The organism is Collinsella aerofaciens (genome assembly GCF_040926265.1).
Lineage (GTDB): Bacteria > Actinomycetota > Coriobacteriia > Coriobacteriales > Coriobacteriaceae > Collinsella > Collinsella aerofaciens_BB.
In genome coordinates this window covers 54,519-72,947 of record NZ_JBCOIL010000004.1, presented here as the reverse complement: position 1 = coordinate 72,947, position 18,429 = coordinate 54,519, and the positions used below count along the sequence as shown (strand labels likewise).

The following is an 18,429-nucleotide window of genomic DNA, read 5'->3' as shown; positions in this document are numbered from 1 at the left end:
CATGCCGCCCTCTTTGAATGACAAGTTGTCGTTCTGGCCGCCGCGCAGCGTCAACCAAGCTACAGGCCGAGCATAGGCTCCAAGACGAAGAAGTACGCAAGCACCACGATGCCCAGAATGATGCGGTAGACGCCGAAGCACTTGAAGTCGTGACGGCGGACGAAGCCCATGAGCCACTTGATGGCGATGAGCGAAACCACAAAGGCCACAACGCAGCCCACGCCCAAGATAGCGACCTCGTTGGCGCCGAACGTGCCGCCCTTGATGAAATACTTGACCAGCTTGAGCGCACTCGCGCCAAACATGACAGGGATGGCCAGGAAGAACGTAAACTTGGACGCCACCGAACGCGTGCAGCCCAAAAGCAGGCCGCCGATGATGGTGGAACCGGAGCGCGACGTGCCCGGAATCAGCGAGAGCACCTGGAAGCATCCGATGCCCAGTGCGGTCTTCCAACTCAGGTCCTCGAGCGTGGTGATGGAACCAAAGTCCAGATCCTCGTCATCGCCCTCGTCCTCGGCAACGTCTACCGCGGGCGCCGCAAAGTGCGCACCGGCGGGACGTCCACCCGACACCACAGCACGCGAACCAAACGAACCGGCAACGGCCATTTCCTCGCGCTTGCTCGCGCGCCAGTTCTCGATCACGATAAACAACACGCCGTACACAATGAGCGCCAGCGCCACGACGGGAGCGTTGTAGAAATGCTCCTCCATCCAGTCGTTGAGCGGCAGGCCGATCGCCGCCGCAGGAATGCAACCGAGCACAATCTTGCCCCACAGCACCCAGGTGTCGCGACGGCCCTCCTTGCCCTTGCTGGGCGAGAACGGATTGAGCTCATGGAAGAACAGCACACAGACGGCCAAAATGGCGCCAAGCTGAATCACGACCAGGAACATATTCCAGAACGTCTCGCTCACGTTCATCTTGACGAACTCGTCCACCAAGATCATGTGACCGGTCGACGAAACAGGCAGCCATTCGGTGATGCCCTCGACCAGGCCCATGAAGGCAGATTTTAGAAGCTCGATAATATCCAAAGGGACCCCCTCGTTAGACACCCGCCGATATTGTTCTGCGGACGGTGCGGGCGATGTCCCATTATCAACCGTTGGCGGCGCGCCTGCGCCTACCCTTACCAAAAAACTCGCCCGTTCACAGAATTGCGAGCGGTCAAACCCAAATCCTTGGGTATAACTGCAACAAGATAAAGTGTTCGGCGGCCAACGCGCCCGCGCCCGCCCGATGCACGAGCCCCGCGCCCGTGCGATAGACCAAGGAGGAAACCATGAACGAGGGCTACACCAAGGTATTTGTTTCACTCGATGGTACTGAGCAGCAGGATTTTGTGCTCGCACGCGCCATCAAGGTCGCCGCGAACAACGGCGCCAAGCTAATCATCGGCCACGTTATCGATTCCACGGCGCTCGAGAGCGCCGGTTCCTATCCGGTCGATCTGGTCAACGGCCTAGAGGAGGCATTTAAGAACTCCATCGCCAAGCAGCTCGAAGAGGCCAAGGCCAATCCCGATATTCCCGAGGTCGAGGTCATGATTCGCGCCGGCCGTATTCGAGAAACGCTCAAGGACGAGATGCTCGACGTAGTCAAGCCCGACCTGGTGCTCTGCGGCGCACGCGGCCTGTCCTCGATCAAGTATGCGCTGCTGGGTTCGATTTCGACGTTCCTGCTGCGCAATACGGACTGCGACATCTTGGTCGTGAAGTAGGTTCCTTCCCGTCGGCGCAAGGCCTGCGGGGTTATCACGCCGACGTCCTCGCCGCTTCGCGGCTGCGGGATGTCGGCTTTGATAACCCCTCCCGGCCTTGCGCCTTCGTCACCGTACTTCAGCGAGTTGGCTGATAAAAGATGGCGTGCCGCCCCATTTGGGGCGGCACGTTTTGTTTGAGGCGGCACGTTTTTGTTTGGGCGGGCGTCTGCCGTGTGCGTTACTCAAAGTATTGGAACTTGTTCGTTGAAAAAGCGAATGTTACGACGAAGCCTTCGCCCGGCTCCGATGCCGCGGTGACGTCGATGCCCATCTTGGAGCACAGGCGCGCCACCAGGTAGAGGCCGATGCCCGTTGCGCGCTTGGTGGTGCGGCCGTTGTCGCCGGTAAAGCCCTTCTCGAACACGCGCGGCAGGTCTGCCGCACACACGCCGCAGCCGTTGTCCGCGACGGTAAGCTCGATGCGCTCGCTCGCCAGGCCCTCGTCCAGCAACGCACCCGAAAACACGATCTTTGCGCCGTCCTCACGCGCATATTTAATGCTGTTCTGAATGAGCTGGCCCAGAATAAACTCGAGCCACTTCTCGTCGGTAAAAACCTCAAAGTCGAGGTTCTCGCACACCGGCGCCACGTGTGCCGCGATGAGCTCACGCGCATTGGCCTTGATTGCGCCCGTCACCAGAGCCTTGAGGTTCCAACGTCGAATCAGGTAATCGCGCTCCACAACCTCCGAGCGCGCATAGTAGAGCGCCTGGTCGATATAGCGCTCCACGCGGGCAAGTTCGCGTGCCAGGTCGTCCACGCGCGACAGGTCGTCTTCGCTGCTGTCCAGGTTTTCCAAAATCAGGTGAGCCGCCGCCAGGGGCAGCTTGGCCTCGTGGACCCAGCTCTCGATATAGTCGCGATAGTCATCGGTCTGACGCCGGCCTTCGGCAACCTCGTCGCAAGCGGCTTTGCCCACCCGGCGCAAGACCTCGTACTCGAGCTCGCCCTCGGCATAGGTCGGGCATTGCACCATCTCCTGTACCCATGCGGGACTCTCAAGCTCCTCGGCCGCGCGCTCCAGCTGGCGCAGAAAACGACGACGGCGCGCGTACTCGATCACGATGCCGAGCATACCAAAGATAAAGGACACGCCGACCGCCACGACCACGATAGAAACGGGTGCGCCGGCGACCGTCAGCACAAAGCAGCTCAGCAGCACACCGCACGTCCACACGGCGACGGGAAGCAGCGCATCTTTAAAGAACTTGCCAAACGACATAGCCAGCTCCTAGACCGAATAGCCCTGGCCGCGGTGCGTTGTCAAATACCCCTTGATGCCGATTTTTTCGAGCGTGGTGCGCAGGCGGTTGATGTTGACGGTAAGCGTATTGTCGTCCACAAAGGCGTCGGAGTCCCACAGGTCCTGCATGATGGCCGAGCGCGAAACGATCTTGCCCGCGCGGCTCAGAAGCAGCGAGAGGATACGCAGCTCGTTTTTGGTGAGCTCGGTGCTGGTGCCCGTTTGCGTGTTGGTGACCATGGAGCGTGCGAGGTCGAGCTCCAGTCCCTTGTGGACGAGCGTGCTGCGCTCGCCCGCCGCCGCGGTGCGACGCAGCAAGGCATTGATGCGCGCCACGAGCACACGGGCGCTATAGGGCTTGGGAACAAAGTCGTCCGCGCCGAGCGTCATGGCCATGACCTCGTCGATCTCGGTCGTGCGCGACGTGAGGACGATGATGGGAACCTCGGATTCGCGGCGAACCTCGTGGCAGATATGCTGGCCGTCCTTGACGGGAAGCGTGAGGTCGAGCAGCACCAGGTCGGGCGCGGCGGCGAGAATATCGCGCGAGACATGCTCAAACGATTCGCATGCCTCAACCTCAAAACCGGCACGGGCAAGGATGTCGGCAAGCTCGCGACGAATGGGCTCGTCATCCTCAACGATATAGATCAGCGCCATGCGTCCTCCCATTTCGCGTAACTTGCACCTTCCATACCATTATGCCCACGGCGTCGCAGCGATACGACCCCGTGGGCACCCAATATGACAAAAGTGTTCGGTAGCCTTGAGAGAAAATAGAGGCCGACCGGTCCTAAGCCGATCGGCCCCATCACTTCGACCACGAGTCTCTACTCGAGCGTACGCATGTACGCGGAGATGGCATCCAGGCCCTTCTGCAGGTCGTCGGTGTTATCGGAGTATGCATAGCCGATGCGCATGCTCTTGGGCTCCTCGAAGCAATCGCCCGGGGTGACGAGCGCGCCGGACTTCTTAATCATGTCGATGCAGAACGTCCTGGAGTCGATGTCGTAGTCGTAATACACGAGCGCGGTGGTACCCGCCTCGGGCTTAACGAACGACAGGTGCGGCTCGCTCTCGACCCACTTCTCCAGAACAGCAAGGTTCTGACGAACGATGCGACGGCTGCGCTCAAGGATCACGGAAGCGTTGCCCAAAATCAGCTCCGCCACCGACTCGCTGAATATGCCGGCGGAAATCAGGTTGTAGTCGCGATGCGAGAGCAGCGCGCGACGGAGCTCCGGGCTCTTGGTGACCGCCCAGCCCAGACGCAGGCCGGCGAACGACCAGACCTTGGACATGGATGCGGTGACGATGGCCTTGTCGTACAGGTCGATCACGGACTCGGAGTACTCATCCGTCTGAGTAAGCAGACGGTAGACCTCGTCGCAGAGCACCCACGCGTCGTGTTTGCGTGCGACCTCGACAATCGCCTTGAGCGTATCGGTGTCGAGCAGGGCGCCCGTGGGGTTGTCCGGGTTATTGATGCAGATGAGCTTGGTATCGTCGGTCACCAGAGCATCGAGCGCGTCGACGTCGACGTGGTAGCCGTTCTTGCGATCGAGCTGAAGAATATCGACCTTCGCACCGCACATCTCGGGAATCGAGTAAAGCTGCTGGTAGGTGGGCTTGACGGAGACTACGTGATCGTCCGGTTCGACGAGCGTGGAAATAACCAGGGAGTTGGCACCGGTCGCGCCGTGCGTGGGCACGATATGCCCGGGCTCGACCGTCTTATAGAGACGCGCAACCCCCGCGAGGAAGCCGGGCTGCCCCTCGATGTCTCCGTAGGTGAATCGGCGCGAGCACAGGCTATCGAGCCACGCCTTCTTGTCGGTGTTCGTAAGCTTGAACAGCTGGTCGAGCGTGAGGGAGTAGACGCACGTCTCCGCAACGTTGTGGGTGCACTTGGTCTCCCACTCGTTCATCCACTGCTCGACGGCGAAATCCTTGATCTGCATTGTCGTTTCCTTTCCTTGACTTTCTTACAGTTCCACCACGGTGCCCAGCCCCGCCTCGATGGCGCGGTCGTAGGCGATTTTCGATGCCGAAAGGTCCTGAACGGCGATGCCCGACGTATCGAACACCGTCACCTGCTCGTCATCCGAACGCCCCGTAGCCGTGCCGGCGATGACTTCGCCGAGCTCCGCTCTGATGTCCTCGGGCGTGATGACACCCTCGGCAACCGGAATCTCCAGCTCACCGGACGTGACCGATTGCTCGCGGTCGTCGACGTAAACAGCGGCACGGGCGACAAGCGCCGAGGCGAGCTCCTGCTTGCCGGGCATGTCGGCACCGACGCAGGAGATATGCGTACCAGGACGCACCCATGAATCGGGAATGATGGGCTTGGTCGCCGGCGTGATCGTCACGATGATGTCGGCCTCTGCCGCGGCGCCTTGGCCGTCGGCCGTCGCCTCGATGGAATAGGTGGATGCCTCGCGAGCATGCTCGCAGGCGCCCAAGATATGGGCGACCTCGTCTCGCATGCGCTCGACGCGGGCCTCGGGCGCGGCATCGGAAACTGGCTCCCACACCTTGACCTCGCTCACTTTGGGACAGGCGGCGAGCACGCCCGCCACCATATAGGTGCTCATGTGGCCGGCACCCGCAACAAGCAGTTTGGACGCATCCGCCCGAGCCAGCCACTTGGCACCGAGCGCAGCGGCGGCACCGGTGCGAAGTCCAGTGACGGCGGAGGCATTGAGCAGCACCAACGGCTCTCCCGTCGCGTTGTCGCACAGCAGCGTGGTGCCAAAGATCTCGGGCAGCCCCTTTTTGGGATTCTGAGAGAACCAAGCAGTGAGCTTGAGACCGAAGAGGCCGCTTCCCGCCAACTCGCCCGAGCGGATATCCATATCGGCCACGCCGGGTTCGAACTGCTCATATACCATCGGCCACGCAACACCCTTGCCCGTTGCCTTCTGGCGATATGCCGCCTCCACGGCAGCGATTGCATCCTCAATCGTCAGCACCTTGGAAACTTCCTCGGCCGAAAGCACCACCATCTGCCCCATCATCGCTCCTCTCAGCGAAAGCTTTACGTTGCTTCACTGTACGGTTTAGTAACGATGCCGCCAAGGATCATTTCTTGTTGGAATCTACAACGATTCTCGATCTGATTTTTCGTTCTATCAGCAGGTATTTGAACTATTTATCGCATCAAAGGCATACGGATGTGCGATTATCCTATTTGTATAGGTACTTATTGTAATGATTTACAAGGTGATGCTGATGCTATACACCATCTCGGACTTCTCACGGGAATATGAGGGGTCGGTCCGTCTAATCGCCGGCAGCGATGGCGTCTCGCGTGCCGTCTCTGGCGTCGGGATCCTCGATTATGAACTCATGCCCGGCCTCAAGAACAAATACCAGCGCGTCAACTTCAGCTCAGACGAGATCATCCTCAGCACTTTCCTCTATGCGAAGGACGACCCGTACCTCATCACTGAAGCCGTGAAATACCTCGTCGCCAAGGGAACGAGCGGTCTCATCATCAAAAACGTCCTGCACATCCCGATTCCCGACCAAGCCATCCGCTACGCCAACGCGCGGCACTACCCGGTCTTTCTCACGACCGACGACTCACTGTTCTTTGACAGCGTCATCTATGAGGTCAAACGGCATATCGAGCAGCTCGCGTCCATCGACTTCGCACAGCGCGAGATCGATGCCCTGAGGACAGACGTATCGCCCGAGTCCATCTGCCGACGCATCCGAAGCCTCAACCCGTCATTTCTGGACGAAGCGGTCGCCCTGTTCGCATCGTTTGCAGAGCCCCTCGACCCGCGTGCGTTTTTGCAAATCGAACGTCTCTGTGCAAAATCGACCCTCGCCGGATGCCACAACATGCTGGCACCCTATGACGGAGGATTGCTATTCGTAGCGACAAGCGACTCGGAGCAGACGCTCGATGTGGAGCGAATCGTGCAGGCGCTCACGGAGCTCATCGAGGCTAGCGGCATCGATGGCGGAGTGGAAGGGCTCGGCATCAGCGATATTCTGTTTGGAGACGAGGCGGTGGCGCAGGCGATCTCGCAGGCGATTTACGCACAGCGCCTATCTTGTCAACGAGCCGAGGGTCCCGTCCGCTATACGCAGCTCGGCATCCTGAGAACCGTGATGCCTTTTGCGGAAACCCCGGAGATGCGATCGTTCTCGGAAGCGATTCTCTCGCCGATACGCGAGCACGACAGTGAGCATGGCAGCGAGCTGGAATCCACGCTCGCCGCATTCATCGAGAACGACCGACGTATCGAGCGAACCGCCAAGCAGACTGGCCAGCACCCGAACACGATTCGATATCGCCTCGATAAGGTGACAGCCCTCACCGGACTGAGTTACAAATGCGCCCCGGAGATGGAGCAGCTGTCGCTCGCCTACGCCATCGAACGCGCTCGCTCGCTTCAGTAAGCCAACCCCGCCTTGAGATTAGGAGCGGCGGGCACGGAGCTTTTCGTAGCCGTCGGCAAAGAAGGCGACCGTGGCGGCGTCGGCCTCCGCAGCGTCCGTCTCGGTTGCGGGAACCACGCCGTGCTCGTCGCTCACCAGGAACAGCGCGCCCTTGAGTTGCGCGGGAATGTCTACGCGCGTGACCGGGATGCCCTTGGTCTGGGCCAGCTGCTCGATGAGCGTCGCCGTGCCGCACAGGCACTCGTCCGCCGGCGCCACAAAGGCAAGCTCGCCGTTGTTGACGGCGGCGAGCAACTCGGGCGCCACGCCGGTCTCGTCGGCCTCGGAGCGGGCCTCGGCGGAACGGGCACGCAGCGCCTTGGCCGACGTATCGGCGAGCGGCTCGTACTCCCCCACCGTCATGGCGGCGTTGCCGTTGATGTCGATCACCAGCATGAGTACGCCGTCGTGCGCAGTGTAATCGCCCTCGGCAAGCGACCACTCAACGTGCTGTTTGGCCCAGCTGAGCATGTTATGGGTAAGCGGCTCGCCCTGCACCAGGCGCTCGGACAGTGCGCGAATGTGGCGGTTGAGCATGGGCACCTTTTTATTGGACATGCGCCAACGGCAGACAAGCGCGGGCTTGTCGAGCGTAAACTTCTCGACCGCCTCCTGATTGGCGCAAAAGTCCTCGTACGCACGCTGATCCTCGGCATTGCCAAACAGCTCGGCATCATCAATCTGGGGCATGGTCATACCTTTCGTGTTAGTCATTTCGTCCTCTTATACCAAAAAGACGGCCCTCCAAACGGAGCAGCCGTCTTTTGCGGAGATTATTTTGTCCCAAGGCGGAACTTAGTGGCGGAAGTGGCGGGCGCCGGTAAAGACCATAGCAATATTGTGCTCGTTGCAGGCCTGGATGCTTTCGTCGTCGCGCTTGGAGCCGCCGGGCTGGATGATGCAGGTCACGCCGTGTGCAGCAAGCACGTCGACGTTGTCGCGGAACGGGAAGAACGCGTCGCTTGCACAGGCAAAGCCGCCCTTCTCCACGCCCTCGCGCTCGCAGAAGTCCTCGGCGCGCTCGCAGGCAAGTAGCGCAGAGTCAACGCGGTTAGGCTGACCCGGGCCCATGCCAATGCCGGCCTTACCCTTGGAGACCAGGATGGCGTTGGACTTAACGCCCTTGCAGACCTTCCAGGCAAACTCGAGCTCGGCCATCTCGGCGTCGGTGGGCTTGCGGTCGGTGGGGAACGTAAAGGTCGCGGGATCCTCGGTCACGTGGTCGACCTCCTGCACCAGCATGCCGCCGTCGACGGAGCGCAGCTCCACCTGAGCGCCGTGGTCCACGCCGCCGGTCGCCAACACGCGCAGGTTGGGGCGCTTGGCCATGCGCTCGAGCGCCTCGGCGGTGTAGCTCGGGGCGATGATGACCTCGACGAACTGCTTGTTCTGATCGGCAAAGTGCTCAACCAGATCAAAGGGAACCTCGCGGTTGCAGGCGATGATGCCGCCGAAGGCGCTCTTGGGATCGCAGGCAAAAGCGCGGTCGTAGGCAGCCGTGATGTCCTCGGCAACGGCGGAACCGCAGGGGTTCTGGTGCTTGAGGATTACGCAGGCCGGCTCGTCGAACTCGCGGACCAGGTTCCAGGCGGCGTCGGCATCCAGATAGTTGTTGTAGCTGAGCGGCTTGCCCTGGATCTGCTTGGAGCCCACGAGCGGGAACTGCGAGCTCGCGGTGTTCTCGCAGCCCTCGGCAAAGCGATAGACTGTGGCTTTCTGCTGCGGGTTCTCGCCATAGCGCAGGTCGTCGACCTTCTCCAGCGAAATCTCGAGCTTGGCAGAGGTGTCCGCCACGTCGCTTGCCTGGGCGGCGAGCCAGCGGGAGATGGCCGTGTCGTAGGCGGCGGTGGTCTGGTAGACCTTCACCTGCAGGCGACGACGGGTGGAAAGCGTGGTGCAGCCACCGGTCTCGTGCATCTCGGCCAGGACGGCATCATAGTCGGCCGGATCGGAAATGACGGTAACGCTCGTGGCGTTCTTGGCGGCAGAGCGCAGCATGGAGGGGCCACCGATGTCGATGTGCTCGATGGCGTCCGCGAAGGTGACCTCGGGGTTGGCGACGGTCTTCTCGAACTCGTACAGGTTGACGACGACCAGGTCGATCAGCTTAATGCCGTGCTGAGCCGCCTCCTGCATGTGCTGCTCGGAATCGCGGCGGGCCAGCAGCGCGCCATGAACCTTGGGGTGCAGGGTCTTAACGCGGCCGTCCATCATCTCGGGATAGCCCGTGAACTCCTCGATGGGGGTTACGGGAACGCCCGCGTCCTCGATGGCACGAGCCGTGCCGCCCGTAGAGATGATCTCGACGCCAAAGTCGTCAACCAGCGTCCGTGCGAAATCGACGACGCCCGTCTTATCGGTAACCGAGATCAACGCGCGTGCGATCTTCACATCAGATCCCATGCAGTCCTCCTGTCTGGTACGCCGCCGTGCTCCGTGAGTCGGTGATACGTCGATCTGCAGCGCTCGCGCAGCGGCATTGAAAATACTGATTTAATGTAGCGCATCGAGCGCATCGATGCACCCCGCAACGGGCGCATGTGCAGAAAAAGTTTGCGAGCGGAGGGGATGGGCATGGCACCGGGCACGGTGAGTTCATGGAACACAGGGGCACCATAATTAGATGCCAATGGCGTGGTAGAACTGTGCTCGATATGCATCCGCAAAAGAAAGAGGCACCATGGTCTCGCGGGTTCTCTACCGACCGTTTGATACCGAAGACTTCGACGCCATCGCGCTGATTCTGCAGCAGCTTTGGCATAACAATTCGGATAACGATGAGTACAACCGCCTTGAGGCCGCGTGCGACCTCGCCTATTGCCTTTCGTCGTCGACGTTTTCACAGGTTGCCGTAATCGACGGTCAGGCGCGTGGCATTTCGCTCGCGCGTGCGGGACAGAGCTCCGGCGCCACTATCAACGAGCATTGGATGGATACCGAACGCGCGCTGCTATCGCAGATGCGTGAGCTAGAGCCCGATGCGTGCGCCGAGTATCTCTCGTTTGTGCGCGCAACCATCCGAACCAACAACCGCCTGCTCGAGAGCAGCCCGTTGCCGCACGACAACGAGGTCACGCTGCTTGCCGTGGATCGCGATGTCCATGGCCTGGGCGTTGGCACGGTTCTGCTCGATGCCGCCGTCTCGCACCTGTCCTCGCTTGGAGCGACGAGGGCGCACCTGTACACCGACTCCAACTGCTCGTGGAAGTTCTACGAGCTGCACGGCTTTAAGCGCACGGCCACGCACCGCGCCAACCGCGAAGAGCGCCGTCACGACATGCCGCGCGAAAGCTTCCTCTACGAACTTGACCTAACGGCCTAGGCCCAGCAGCCATACCTAGTCATTTAGGAACGTCCCCAGTGACTAGTCGTTGGGGACAGTCTTCGTAGGTAGCGCATGAAAAAGGGATGGATCCGTCGGCAGTCGCCGGAGAAGATCCATCCCAAAAATCAGAGCGCGCTAGAACGTTCCGCCGCCGTCTCCGCCGACGCCGCCACCACCGCCGCCAGAGAAGCCGCCGCCGCTGCCGCCGCTCGAGCTATCGGAGCTCGAAGCCAGCTCGCGGATGGTCTCGTGATACACATCGTTGAACGAATCGAGCGGAGACTCGATACCGTAATGATGGTAGTACCACCAGTAGCAGGGATAATTGTCATAGAAGCCGTCGGCCTCGCGCACCTCGGGCGGCACGGCCTCGGCAAGCTGACGCAGCACTTCCTTGGAAACACCCAGCGCCACGCCCATCACCAGCAGCTTGTTCCACAGCACCAGATCGCCCGGGACGGCTTCCTTTAGACGCGTGAAGTCCTCGAGCCAATGCTTAAGTGCCTTGCAGCGAGCCGCCACCTCGGCGCCCTCCGGCGTAAAGCGGCGAAACGTAAGGCCCACGCCGATACCCACCAGCACAATCGGCACCGAGATAACCGCGGCGGTAATGTTCGCCTGTGCGCCATCGGTAAAGAAGATGGATCCCACGGGAACAAAGGCAATCAGGATACCAAGAACCAGGCAAAACACCATTGCGACAATGCCGTCCGAGGCAACGTACTCGCTATCGGCCAGCTTGCCCTTAACGGTGTTCTGATAGTCCTCGAGCTTGTCGCCTACGGGCGTAGCGTGCTGCTTGACGTAGTGCTGCAGCTCGTCGAACGTGCGCGAACGGTCACCGTTCTCGTCAGGCTTAGCACCGGCAAAGAAGACCTTGAGCACCATGTGGTCAATGCCCTTGGCCGACTTCCAGCCCGCATCACTCACCGTCACGCGATACGTCTGCTCTTCTTTTTCACGCCCCAACAGACCCTTCTTGGCCTTGGTCACGGTCGCCTGCTCCAGCTTGATCACACGGTCGTCAGTGAGCTTCATGAGCGTGGCGATATATGCCTGGTCGGGCACCTCGTTCCAGCTCATGAGGGCCGAAAGCACGGCGGGATGGTCGGCCGAAGGCACATCGCGGAAATATTCGTCCTGGAAAAGCGGCTTGGGCTTGCGCTTGCGCAGCTTGAGCATAACGATTGTGCCGGTAAAGACCACCGCCGCAACAACACTTAGCACGGCAAGTGCATTGGCAATCATGCGAGCGTGAGCGCGGCGGGCGTTAGCTTCGTCGGCCCATTCCTTCTCTTCGCTCAGGATCGTTGACATGCGCTCTTCGCCCGAAGCGGCAAGCTGCGGCACCCAGTCGCTAGGGAAGGCGATGCGTGCCTCGGCGAATTCGCCCTGATGCACGCAGGGAATGGTATAGGTGACCATGGGTTCGTCCGCATCGAGCGATACATCGCCCGTCAGCGGGCCGTGGCCCCATGCGCGGAAGTTATCGCCCTTGACGGCCGCCGTCCCGGCAGCGGCATTCGCGAAGTACACTTCCATCTCAACGTCATCGGAGTCCGCGGACCAGCCGTCGCCCACAAACTTCCAGTAGAGCTCGGCGGTATCGGCCCAGTTCATGACCGCACCGGTCATGGTGTAGCTCACGTAATAGATCGCGCTGTCGCCGCTCTCGTGGGGGCTGAACACCTTAATCCTTACGCCGTCACCGGTCTGCTCGACCGTGTAGACGCCAGAATCGCCCTTGTTCGCGCTATCGACTTTGTTAAACGCGGTGTCCTCTTCCTCGACACTCAGCACGTCAACGCCCGCCGTGCCGCCCTGCTGGTTGGTGCCCGTATTGATCTCCCAAAACACGCCGTTGATGTCGTCGTCGAAATCAAACTGGCGTCCCTCGACAACGGTCAGCGATCCATCGGCCTCAACCGTGGCACTGATATAAGTTTGGGTCATGGAGTAGCCGTCGGCGTGCGCGGCGACAGGCAGCAGCAACAATGCAAGCGCGACGAGTGCGCAGACGGAAGCGAATCGCGCAAACAGGTGGCGCTGCCGGCTGACTTTGGCGGCGAGGGTGTTCATAGGCACATCCTTTGTCTGTAAAACCAACAGCGCCATTGTCCCACGTTTGCGGGTACGCATGGCGAACATCTAGGCGACCGGAGCGCCAAACGGGATGAAAGTCACACCCGCACCCCGGCAGCTAGTCATTGGGGACGTTCTTAAATGACTAGTCATTAGGGACACCCTTGGCATAGCCTGCCCCGGCAATAGATACCACTTCACAGCTCCGTCACAGGTGTAGCGGCTTTGTGTGGGCGCGGCACGCGCTGATTGAGCCGCCAGCCGAGGGGCATAAAGCAGTTGAGCGAAAACGGTTTGCCCCTTTGCCGTTCGCTCGAGGATCATGTCCCCCTTTTCCGCGGAAACCCCGGCAGTTGCGAAGAGCTGCCGGGGTTTCTGTCGTTTGTGAGGCTAAGTCGGTACGCAGCGATCGAGACCTTGAGCCGCAAACCCACCGTGCGCAATGCGTACCGCCGCCAACTTGTGAGCGCAGCAACGCCTTCCCTGCCAAGCCCCGCGCTATACTCGTCCACATGGATATCAACGCACGCAACATAGCAACACACGCCGCGGACGCACCAGCAACGGCAGCGCCCACCCCCGTCGTGGGCCGCTTTGCCCCGTCGCCCTCGGGCCGCATGCACTTGGGCAACGTGTTCAGCTGCCTGTGCTCGTGGCTTTCGGCCCGCAGCCAAGGCGGCAGCATCGTGCTGCGCATCGAGGACCTGGACGATCGCTGCAAGCGCCCGGAACTTGCCACTCAATTGATTGACGACCTGGCCTGGCTGGGACTGGAATGGGACGAAGGCCCCTACTACCAGCACGATCGCCTGGATCTGTACGAGGACGCCCTGCGTCAGCTGCAAGACGCCGGCCTCACCTATCCCTGTTTTTGCACGCGTGCCGAACTCCACGCCGCGAGCGCGCCGCACGCGAGCGACGGCACGCCCATCTACCGCGCCGCCTGCCGAGACCTTTCTGCCGAGGAGGTTGCCCGCCGCAGCGCTCTGCGCGCTCCGGCCACGCGCCTGCGCGTACCCGCCGTCGACGACCTCGCAAACGATGTGATCGAATTCGTGGACCGCACGTATGGAGCCCAATGCGAAGCACTCGCCACCGAATGCGGCGACTTTTTGGTGCGCCGCAGCGACGGCGTTTTTGCCTACCAGCTAGCCGTGGTGGTCGACGACGCTGCCATGGGCGTCACCGAGGTCGTGCGCGGATGCGATCTGCTGGGCTCCACGCCGCGCCAAATCTACCTGCAGCATTTGCTGGAACTTCCCACGCCGCACTACGCGCACATTCCGCTGCTCATGTCGCCGGATGGCCGCCGCCTTTCCAAGCGCGACCGCGACCTGGACCTGGGCGAGCTCCGCACCCGCTTTGGCGCGCCCGAGGCACTACTGGGCTGGCTCGCCGGGCAAACAGGCATCGCGCCGGACGCCACACCGCGCTCTGCCGAGCAGCTGGTCGAGCACTTTAGCTGGGATGTTATCCGCACGCATCGGGAAAACATCACTGTAACGGTCGAGTAGCCAGCCACCCCGCCCCTACGCGACATCCCAGGGCTGGAGTTCGTCGCCCAGGCGGACAATACAGTCGTAGAGCACGGTGTGGCACTCGGCTGGGTTGGCGTCACGATGAAAATGCCCGTAGTACCAGCGCTTGTAGTCCAGGTGGTCCTCCAGCTCGTCGAAAAACGTGGTGAGTCGATCGACATCGGGATAATTCCAGCCAGGTGCCGGGTAAAGCGTGGGCGAAAGCATGCGCGTGGAGCAGGTATGGGTGATCGCATAGTCGACCTTCCAACCCACGCTGTCGAGCTTTGCCCGCGCCTCCTCAAAGTTGCGCTCGTCCGGCAGCTCCTGCGGCCACCAGCTGGAATACGGAATGCGGTATTCCTTATCCACGCTCGTGGCGCCGCCCATGGTAAAGATCGTTGAGCCGTCGAGCTCAAAAACCTCACCGCGCGTCAGGCGTCGGATGGGCGAGGTGTCCGACAGACGCTGCGTCAGGCCGCCGTGCCACAGCTCCATGGGGCGCTCCGACCAGTGATCGAAACGCTCGTGGTTGCCGTCGACAAACAGCACGGTATAGGGGCGCGACTCCAGCCAGGCGATGTCGGCACATTCCTCGGCAGAGAAATCCCACGGAAAGCCAAAGTCGCCCGCGATGATGAGATAGTCGTCACTTGTCAGACCATCCCCAAGATCCCAGTCGCGAAGCTTTTGCATGTCGACGCCGCCGTGAATATCGCCCGTCACATAGACCGTCATCGGATCACCACTTCCCTGTAAGTCGCTAGCCCACATTCTGCACGATCACTAAGTCAACCGTTCCAGCCCTTCCATCCTTTGGGACCTACCCCTCGCTCTTCCATCCAAACGGGTCAAACACCCAAAAGATCAGATCGAGCACGCCGCCGGTCATCGTGGCGCCGGCAAGAGCCATGCAAACATGCAGAAAGCTGGCACTTCGGAGCACGTCGAACGGCCCCAGAACAGCCAGCAGCGCGACCGCTGCGCCGGCTACGCACAGCGCGAGGCACGGCCCCGCGTCCTTTACGCACTTCTTTGCGAGATGCTTTGCGTTGTCACTCATCGGTATCGAACTCCTTAGAGAGTCGTTGTTCAGACGCATGCCGCCGCGGCAGAGCGGGGCGGCAGGGTAAGTGTCACATGCTGTGCGGACATCAATGGAGAAACCGCCTGCTCGACCAACCTTTGACGCCGTTTTGCACCGGCACCACATCCCCCGCTATCGAGGTCTAATACTTTTCCCACCGCCACCCAAAAACTCATCCAACGTTAATCTTGGCTCAAGAATCGCTTAATCTATAACCTGCACTATAGAGTTCGACCAAGGGCGGGGCGGCGTCACGCAGGCCGCCGAACGCAACGCTCGCGCCCGGGCAGATCGCCCGGCGTCGCGCCCATCGAACGAAAGGAACAGGTCATGGACGACCTCGAAAAAGTTGAAACCATCCGCACCAAGTGCAACGTGAGCTACACCGATGCCAAGGCCGCGCTCGACGCCGCCGACGGCAACGTCTTGGATGCCATCATTTGGCTCGAGTCGCAGGGCAAGACCCAGACCACGTCGGCGCACGCCGCCACCGAGTCCGCGCCAGTCGATGAGCCCTCAGCCGAGATGGTCGCCGCGCAGGCCGCCTACGAGAAGTCGAGCGAAAAGACCGACTTCTCCAAGAAGATGGACAGCGTGTGGGAGTACCTCAAAAAGCTCTTCCGCCTGAGCCTGGACACCAAGTTTATCGCCACGCGCCGCGACGCGATCATCCTCAACATTCCCATCCTGATCCCCATCGTCGCGCTGTTTGCCTGGGGCGCCACGATATGGCTGATGCTGATTGGCCTGTTCTTTGGCATGCGTTACCGCATCGATAGCGACGGCGACGTACCCGGCAGCATCAACAACCTTATGAATCACGCTGCCGATGCCGCGGACGACATCAAGCAAAATCTCAACGACGACAAGTAATCTCAGACGGGGGCACGCATGGCACGGATCCTGATCGTAGAGGACGAGGAGAAAATCGCCCGCTTTGTGACGCTCGAGCTGGAGCACGAGGGCTACCAGGTGGAGCACGCCGCCGACGGCCGCACCGCCGTGGACCTGGCGCTGGAGCGCAACTACGATCTGATTCTGCTCGATGTGCTGTTGCCGCAGCTCAACGGCATGGAGGTGCTGCGACGCGTCCGCAAGCACAAGGATGTACCGGTGATCATGGTCACCGCGCGCGATGCCGTGATGGACAAGGTGGCCGGGCTCGATGCCGGCGCCGACGATTACCTGACCAAGCCGTTTGCGATTGAGGAGCTGTTCGCACGGATCCGCGTGGCGTTGAAGCGCTCGGAGGCCGTGCGGGCGGCTTCGGGCGTTGGCGGCGTTGGGGCCGGGACGGGCGCTACGGGCGCCGCTGCGATACCCCCGGCTGGCGACTCGACCCAGGCATCCGCCTCGCCCTCCCCCGCCGCGCTCACCGTGAGTTCGGTCGCGCTCGATCCCGACCGCCGCGAAGTCACGGTCGGCGGCTCGCCCATCGCGCTCACTGCCCGCGAGTTCGACGTCCTCGCCCTGCTTATGGCGCACGCCGGCACCGTGCTCACGCGCGAGCGCATCGCGCACGAGGCGCTGGGCTACGAATACGTGGGCGACACCAACAACGTCGACGTGCACATCGCGCACCTGCGCGCCAAGATCGAGGACGCCGGCGGCGCCCGCATCATCCAGACCGTGCGTGGGGTGGGCTATGTCTGCCGCGCGTAACGCCGAGGCCAAGCGCGTCACATCCATCGCCCGCGCCATCAACTGGAGCTATATGTGGCGCCGCTTGATGAGCTACGTCTGGCTCGATCTGCTGCTGATGGCGATTGCGGCGGCGATCCTCGTCTATGGATACAACCAGATGCTGCCCGACGGCGCGTTTACCGCAGGATGGATCCCCGGCGTCGCCGTTCACGGCATGTCGCTGGCGCCTGCGCGCGGCTGGGACCTGGCAACGCTCACCTATACCGTCGAGCTTGCGCGTACCACCAAGACTTTCCCCCTCGCGCAGGACCTCGTCGCGCTATGGCCTCTCTACCTTGTCGTTGTGGGTTGGCAGGTCATCAGCGTGCTCGACATGCTCGGCGGCGCCCGTCGCGTGCGCCGCACCATGGCACCGCTCAACGACCTGGCCTTGCGCGTGGACGAGCTCGGCCGTATGCAGCTCTCCGGCGGCAAGATGGAAACACTGGAGCAGGCCATCGAGCGCGCAAGCGTCGACTCGCCGAGCGTCACTACCGGCGACGCCGACCTGGCAAGCATCGAGGTTGCACTCAACCGCCTACTGCGCCAGATGCAAGAGGCCAAACTGCAGCAAATGCGCTTTGTCAACGATGCGAGCCACGAGCTGCGCACGCCCATCGCGGTGATTCAGGGCTACGTAAACATGCTCGATCGCTGGGGCAAAGACGACCCGGACGTGCTGGCAGAATCTATCGCGTCCCTCAAGGCCGAAAGCGAGCACATGCAAGAGCTCGTGGAGCAGCTGCTGTTTTTGGCGCGCGGCGATGCCGGGCGCACGGTCCTGCGGCGCGCAAATACCAACCTTGCCGCACTGGTCGACGAGGTATGCGAGGAATCGCAGATGATCGATACCGAGCACACGTATCGGCTGGCCTTTGACGCTGCGCTTGTCAGCGACCCGCGCTGCGACGCGCCCGTCGACGTGGCGCTCGTGAAGCAGGCTCTGCGCGTGATCGTGCAAAACGCCGCCAAGTACTCGGATGCGGGAACGACCGTCACATTTGGCATAACGCCAGATGCGGGCGCGGGCACGATCGACATAAGTGTTGAGGACGAGGGCATCGGCATGAACCAGGAATCTGCAGCCCACGCGTTCGAGCGGTTCTACCGTGCCGACAACGCGCGCGATGCCGGCGCACAGGGTTCGGGTCTGGGGCTTGCGATCGCCAAGTGGATCGTCGACAGCCACGGCGGCGTCATCGGTGTGACCTCGGTCGAAGGGGTCGGCAGCCGCTTTACGATTCGCCTGCCACGATAGGAAGCCCCTCG

General features: G+C 61.5%; 17 protein-coding genes. 7 read left to right on the top strand and 10 right to left on the bottom strand.

The window, feature by feature from the left end:
* Positions 1 to 59 precede the first annotated feature (59 nt).
* On the bottom strand, positions 60 to 1,040 hold the full coding sequence (locus AB5767_RS02015) for an undecaprenyl-diphosphate phosphatase (protein ID WP_368131705.1): 981 nt from the start codon (positions 1,038 to 1,040) through the stop codon (positions 60 to 62).
* A 248-nt stretch (positions 1,041 to 1,288) separates the two neighbouring features.
* Here AB5767_RS02015 and AB5767_RS02010 point away from each other — a divergent pair, with 248 nt between their 5' ends.
* Positions 1,289 to 1,726: a universal stress protein gene (locus AB5767_RS02010; protein ID WP_006235921.1), complete on the top strand. Its 438-nt coding sequence runs from the start codon at positions 1,289 to 1,291 to the stop codon at positions 1,724 to 1,726.
* Between the two features lie 220 nt (positions 1,727 to 1,946).
* Here AB5767_RS02010 and AB5767_RS02005 read toward each other — a convergent pair whose 3' ends face one another.
* The 4 genes from AB5767_RS02005 to AB5767_RS01990 form a co-directional block, all read right to left on the bottom strand.
* Positions 1,947 to 2,990 (bottom strand): sensor histidine kinase, encoded by a 1,044-nt coding sequence (locus tag AB5767_RS02005; protein WP_368131703.1) that lies wholly within the window; start codon positions 2,988 to 2,990, stop codon positions 1,947 to 1,949.
* 9 nt (positions 2,991 to 2,999) lie between these two features.
* Positions 3,000 to 3,671 (bottom strand): response regulator transcription factor, encoded by a 672-nt coding sequence (locus AB5767_RS02000; RefSeq protein ID WP_118066294.1) that lies wholly within the window; start codon positions 3,669 to 3,671, stop codon positions 3,000 to 3,002.
* A 170-nt stretch (positions 3,672 to 3,841) separates the two neighbouring features.
* Positions 3,842 to 4,972 (bottom strand): aminotransferase, encoded by a 1,131-nt coding sequence (locus AB5767_RS01995; RefSeq protein WP_368131701.1) that lies wholly within the window; start codon positions 4,970 to 4,972, stop codon positions 3,842 to 3,844.
* 24 nt (positions 4,973 to 4,996) lie between these two features.
* Positions 4,997 to 6,028, bottom strand: a complete 1,032-nt coding sequence (locus tag AB5767_RS01990; protein ID WP_368131699.1) for an ornithine cyclodeaminase family protein — start codon at positions 6,026 to 6,028, stop codon at positions 4,997 to 4,999.
* Between the two features lie 196 nt (positions 6,029 to 6,224).
* On the opposite strand from AB5767_RS01990, the gene AB5767_RS01985 reads away from it, so the two are divergent.
* Complete coding sequence (locus AB5767_RS01985) at positions 6,225 to 7,427, top strand: PucR family transcriptional regulator (RefSeq protein ID WP_368131698.1); 1,203 nt, start codon at positions 6,225 to 6,227, stop codon at positions 7,425 to 7,427.
* 18 nt (positions 7,428 to 7,445) lie between these two features.
* On the opposite strand, the gene AB5767_RS01980 is transcribed toward AB5767_RS01985, so the two are convergent.
* A complete protein-coding gene (locus tag AB5767_RS01980; RefSeq protein WP_316370013.1) occupies positions 7,446 to 8,180 on the bottom strand; it encodes a hypothetical protein in 735 nt (244 codons plus the stop codon).
* Between the two features lie 81 nt (positions 8,181 to 8,261).
* Positions 8,262 to 9,869: a bifunctional phosphoribosylaminoimidazolecarboxamide formyltransferase/IMP cyclohydrolase gene (purH, locus tag AB5767_RS01975; RefSeq protein ID WP_349088162.1), complete on the bottom strand. Its 1,608-nt coding sequence runs from the start codon at positions 9,867 to 9,869 to the stop codon at positions 8,262 to 8,264.
* A gap of 277 nt (positions 9,870 to 10,146) precedes the next feature.
* Between purH and AB5767_RS01970 the strand changes: the two genes are divergently transcribed.
* Positions 10,147 to 10,788: a GNAT family N-acetyltransferase gene (locus tag AB5767_RS01970; RefSeq protein ID WP_055310399.1), complete on the top strand. Its 642-nt coding sequence runs from the start codon at positions 10,147 to 10,149 to the stop codon at positions 10,786 to 10,788.
* 138 nt (positions 10,789 to 10,926) lie between these two features.
* Here the strand turns inward: AB5767_RS01970 and AB5767_RS01965 are convergent, their stop codons facing one another.
* Positions 10,927 to 12,870, bottom strand: coding sequence for a DUF2207 family protein (locus AB5767_RS01965; protein WP_368131695.1), 1,944 nt, complete (start codon positions 12,868 to 12,870; stop codon positions 10,927 to 10,929).
* 515 nt (positions 12,871 to 13,385) lie between these two features.
* Between AB5767_RS01965 and gluQRS the strand changes: the two genes are divergently transcribed.
* Entirely contained in the window at positions 13,386 to 14,387 is a 1,002-nt protein-coding gene (gene gluQRS, locus AB5767_RS01960) for a tRNA glutamyl-Q(34) synthetase GluQRS (RefSeq protein WP_117847874.1), read from the top strand.
* 15 nt (positions 14,388 to 14,402) lie between these two features.
* Here the strand turns inward: gluQRS and AB5767_RS01955 are convergent, their stop codons facing one another.
* Both AB5767_RS01955 and AB5767_RS01950 read right to left on the bottom strand, forming a co-directional pair.
* Positions 14,403 to 15,128: a metallophosphoesterase gene (locus AB5767_RS01955; RefSeq protein ID WP_117847872.1), complete on the bottom strand. Its 726-nt coding sequence runs from the start codon at positions 15,126 to 15,128 to the stop codon at positions 14,403 to 14,405.
* Positions 15,129 to 15,213: 85 nt separating this feature from the next.
* Complete coding sequence (locus AB5767_RS01950; protein ID WP_117847870.1) at positions 15,214 to 15,453, bottom strand: hypothetical protein; 240 nt, start codon at positions 15,451 to 15,453, stop codon at positions 15,214 to 15,216.
* 354 nt (positions 15,454 to 15,807) lie between these two features.
* Between AB5767_RS01950 and AB5767_RS01945 the strand changes: the two genes are divergently transcribed.
* Genes AB5767_RS01945 through AB5767_RS01935 form a run of 3 tightly spaced genes read left to right on the top strand, consistent with a single transcriptional unit; the run spans position 15,808 to position 18,418 of the window.
* Positions 15,808 to 16,350, top strand: a complete 543-nt coding sequence (locus tag AB5767_RS01945; RefSeq protein ID WP_022093856.1) for a UBA domain-containing protein — start codon at positions 15,808 to 15,810, stop codon at positions 16,348 to 16,350.
* A gap of 18 nt (positions 16,351 to 16,368) precedes the next feature.
* Positions 16,369 to 17,139, top strand: coding sequence for a response regulator transcription factor (locus tag AB5767_RS01940; RefSeq protein WP_195232729.1), 771 nt, complete (start codon positions 16,369 to 16,371; stop codon positions 17,137 to 17,139).
* Positions 17,123 to 18,418, top strand: coding sequence for a sensor histidine kinase (locus AB5767_RS01935; RefSeq protein ID WP_368131692.1), 1,296 nt, complete (start codon positions 17,123 to 17,125; stop codon positions 18,416 to 18,418). Before AB5767_RS01940 ends, AB5767_RS01935 begins: the two co-directional genes overlap by 17 nt.
* Positions 18,419 to 18,429: the final 11 nt, after the last annotated feature.

Excerpts from the sequence above, each read along its gene's own strand:
- AB5767_RS02010 (WP_006235921.1), top strand. The coding sequence starts at position 1,289 with ATGAACGAGGGCTACACCAAGGTATTTGTTTCACTCGATGGTACTGAG.
- AB5767_RS02005 (WP_368131703.1), bottom strand. The coding sequence starts at position 2,990 with ATGTCGTTTGGCAAGTTCTTTAAAGATGCGCTGCTTCCCGTCGCCGTG.
- AB5767_RS02000 (WP_118066294.1), bottom strand. The coding sequence starts at position 3,671 with ATGGCGCTGATCTATATCGTTGAGGATGACGAGCCCATTCGTCGCGAG.
- AB5767_RS01995 (WP_368131701.1), bottom strand. The coding sequence starts at position 4,972 with ATGCAGATCAAGGATTTCGCCGTCGAGCAGTGGATGAACGAGTGGGAG.
- AB5767_RS01990 (WP_368131699.1), bottom strand. The coding sequence starts at position 6,028 with ATGGGGCAGATGGTGGTGCTTTCGGCCGAGGAAGTTTCCAAGGTGCTG.
- AB5767_RS01985 (WP_368131698.1), top strand. The coding sequence starts at position 6,225 with ATGATTTACAAGGTGATGCTGATGCTATACACCATCTCGGACTTCTCA.
- AB5767_RS01980 (WP_316370013.1), bottom strand. The coding sequence starts at position 8,180 with ATGACTAACACGAAAGGTATGACCATGCCCCAGATTGATGATGCCGAG.
- purH (WP_349088162.1), bottom strand. The coding sequence starts at position 9,869 with ATGGGATCTGATGTGAAGATCGCACGCGCGTTGATCTCGGTTACCGAT.
- AB5767_RS01970 (WP_055310399.1), top strand. The coding sequence starts at position 10,147 with ATGGTCTCGCGGGTTCTCTACCGACCGTTTGATACCGAAGACTTCGAC.
- AB5767_RS01965 (WP_368131695.1), bottom strand. The coding sequence starts at position 12,870 with ATGAACACCCTCGCCGCCAAAGTCAGCCGGCAGCGCCACCTGTTTGCG.
- gluQRS (WP_117847874.1), top strand. The coding sequence starts at position 13,386 with ATGGATATCAACGCACGCAACATAGCAACACACGCCGCGGACGCACCA.
- AB5767_RS01955 (WP_117847872.1), bottom strand. The coding sequence starts at position 15,128 with ATGACGGTCTATGTGACGGGCGATATTCACGGCGGCGTCGACATGCAA.
- AB5767_RS01950 (WP_117847870.1), bottom strand. The coding sequence starts at position 15,453 with ATGAGTGACAACGCAAAGCATCTCGCAAAGAAGTGCGTAAAGGACGCG.
- AB5767_RS01945 (WP_022093856.1), top strand. The coding sequence starts at position 15,808 with ATGGACGACCTCGAAAAAGTTGAAACCATCCGCACCAAGTGCAACGTG.
- AB5767_RS01940 (WP_195232729.1), top strand. The coding sequence starts at position 16,369 with ATGGCACGGATCCTGATCGTAGAGGACGAGGAGAAAATCGCCCGCTTT.
- AB5767_RS01935 (WP_368131692.1), top strand. The coding sequence starts at position 17,123 with ATGTCTGCCGCGCGTAACGCCGAGGCCAAGCGCGTCACATCCATCGCC.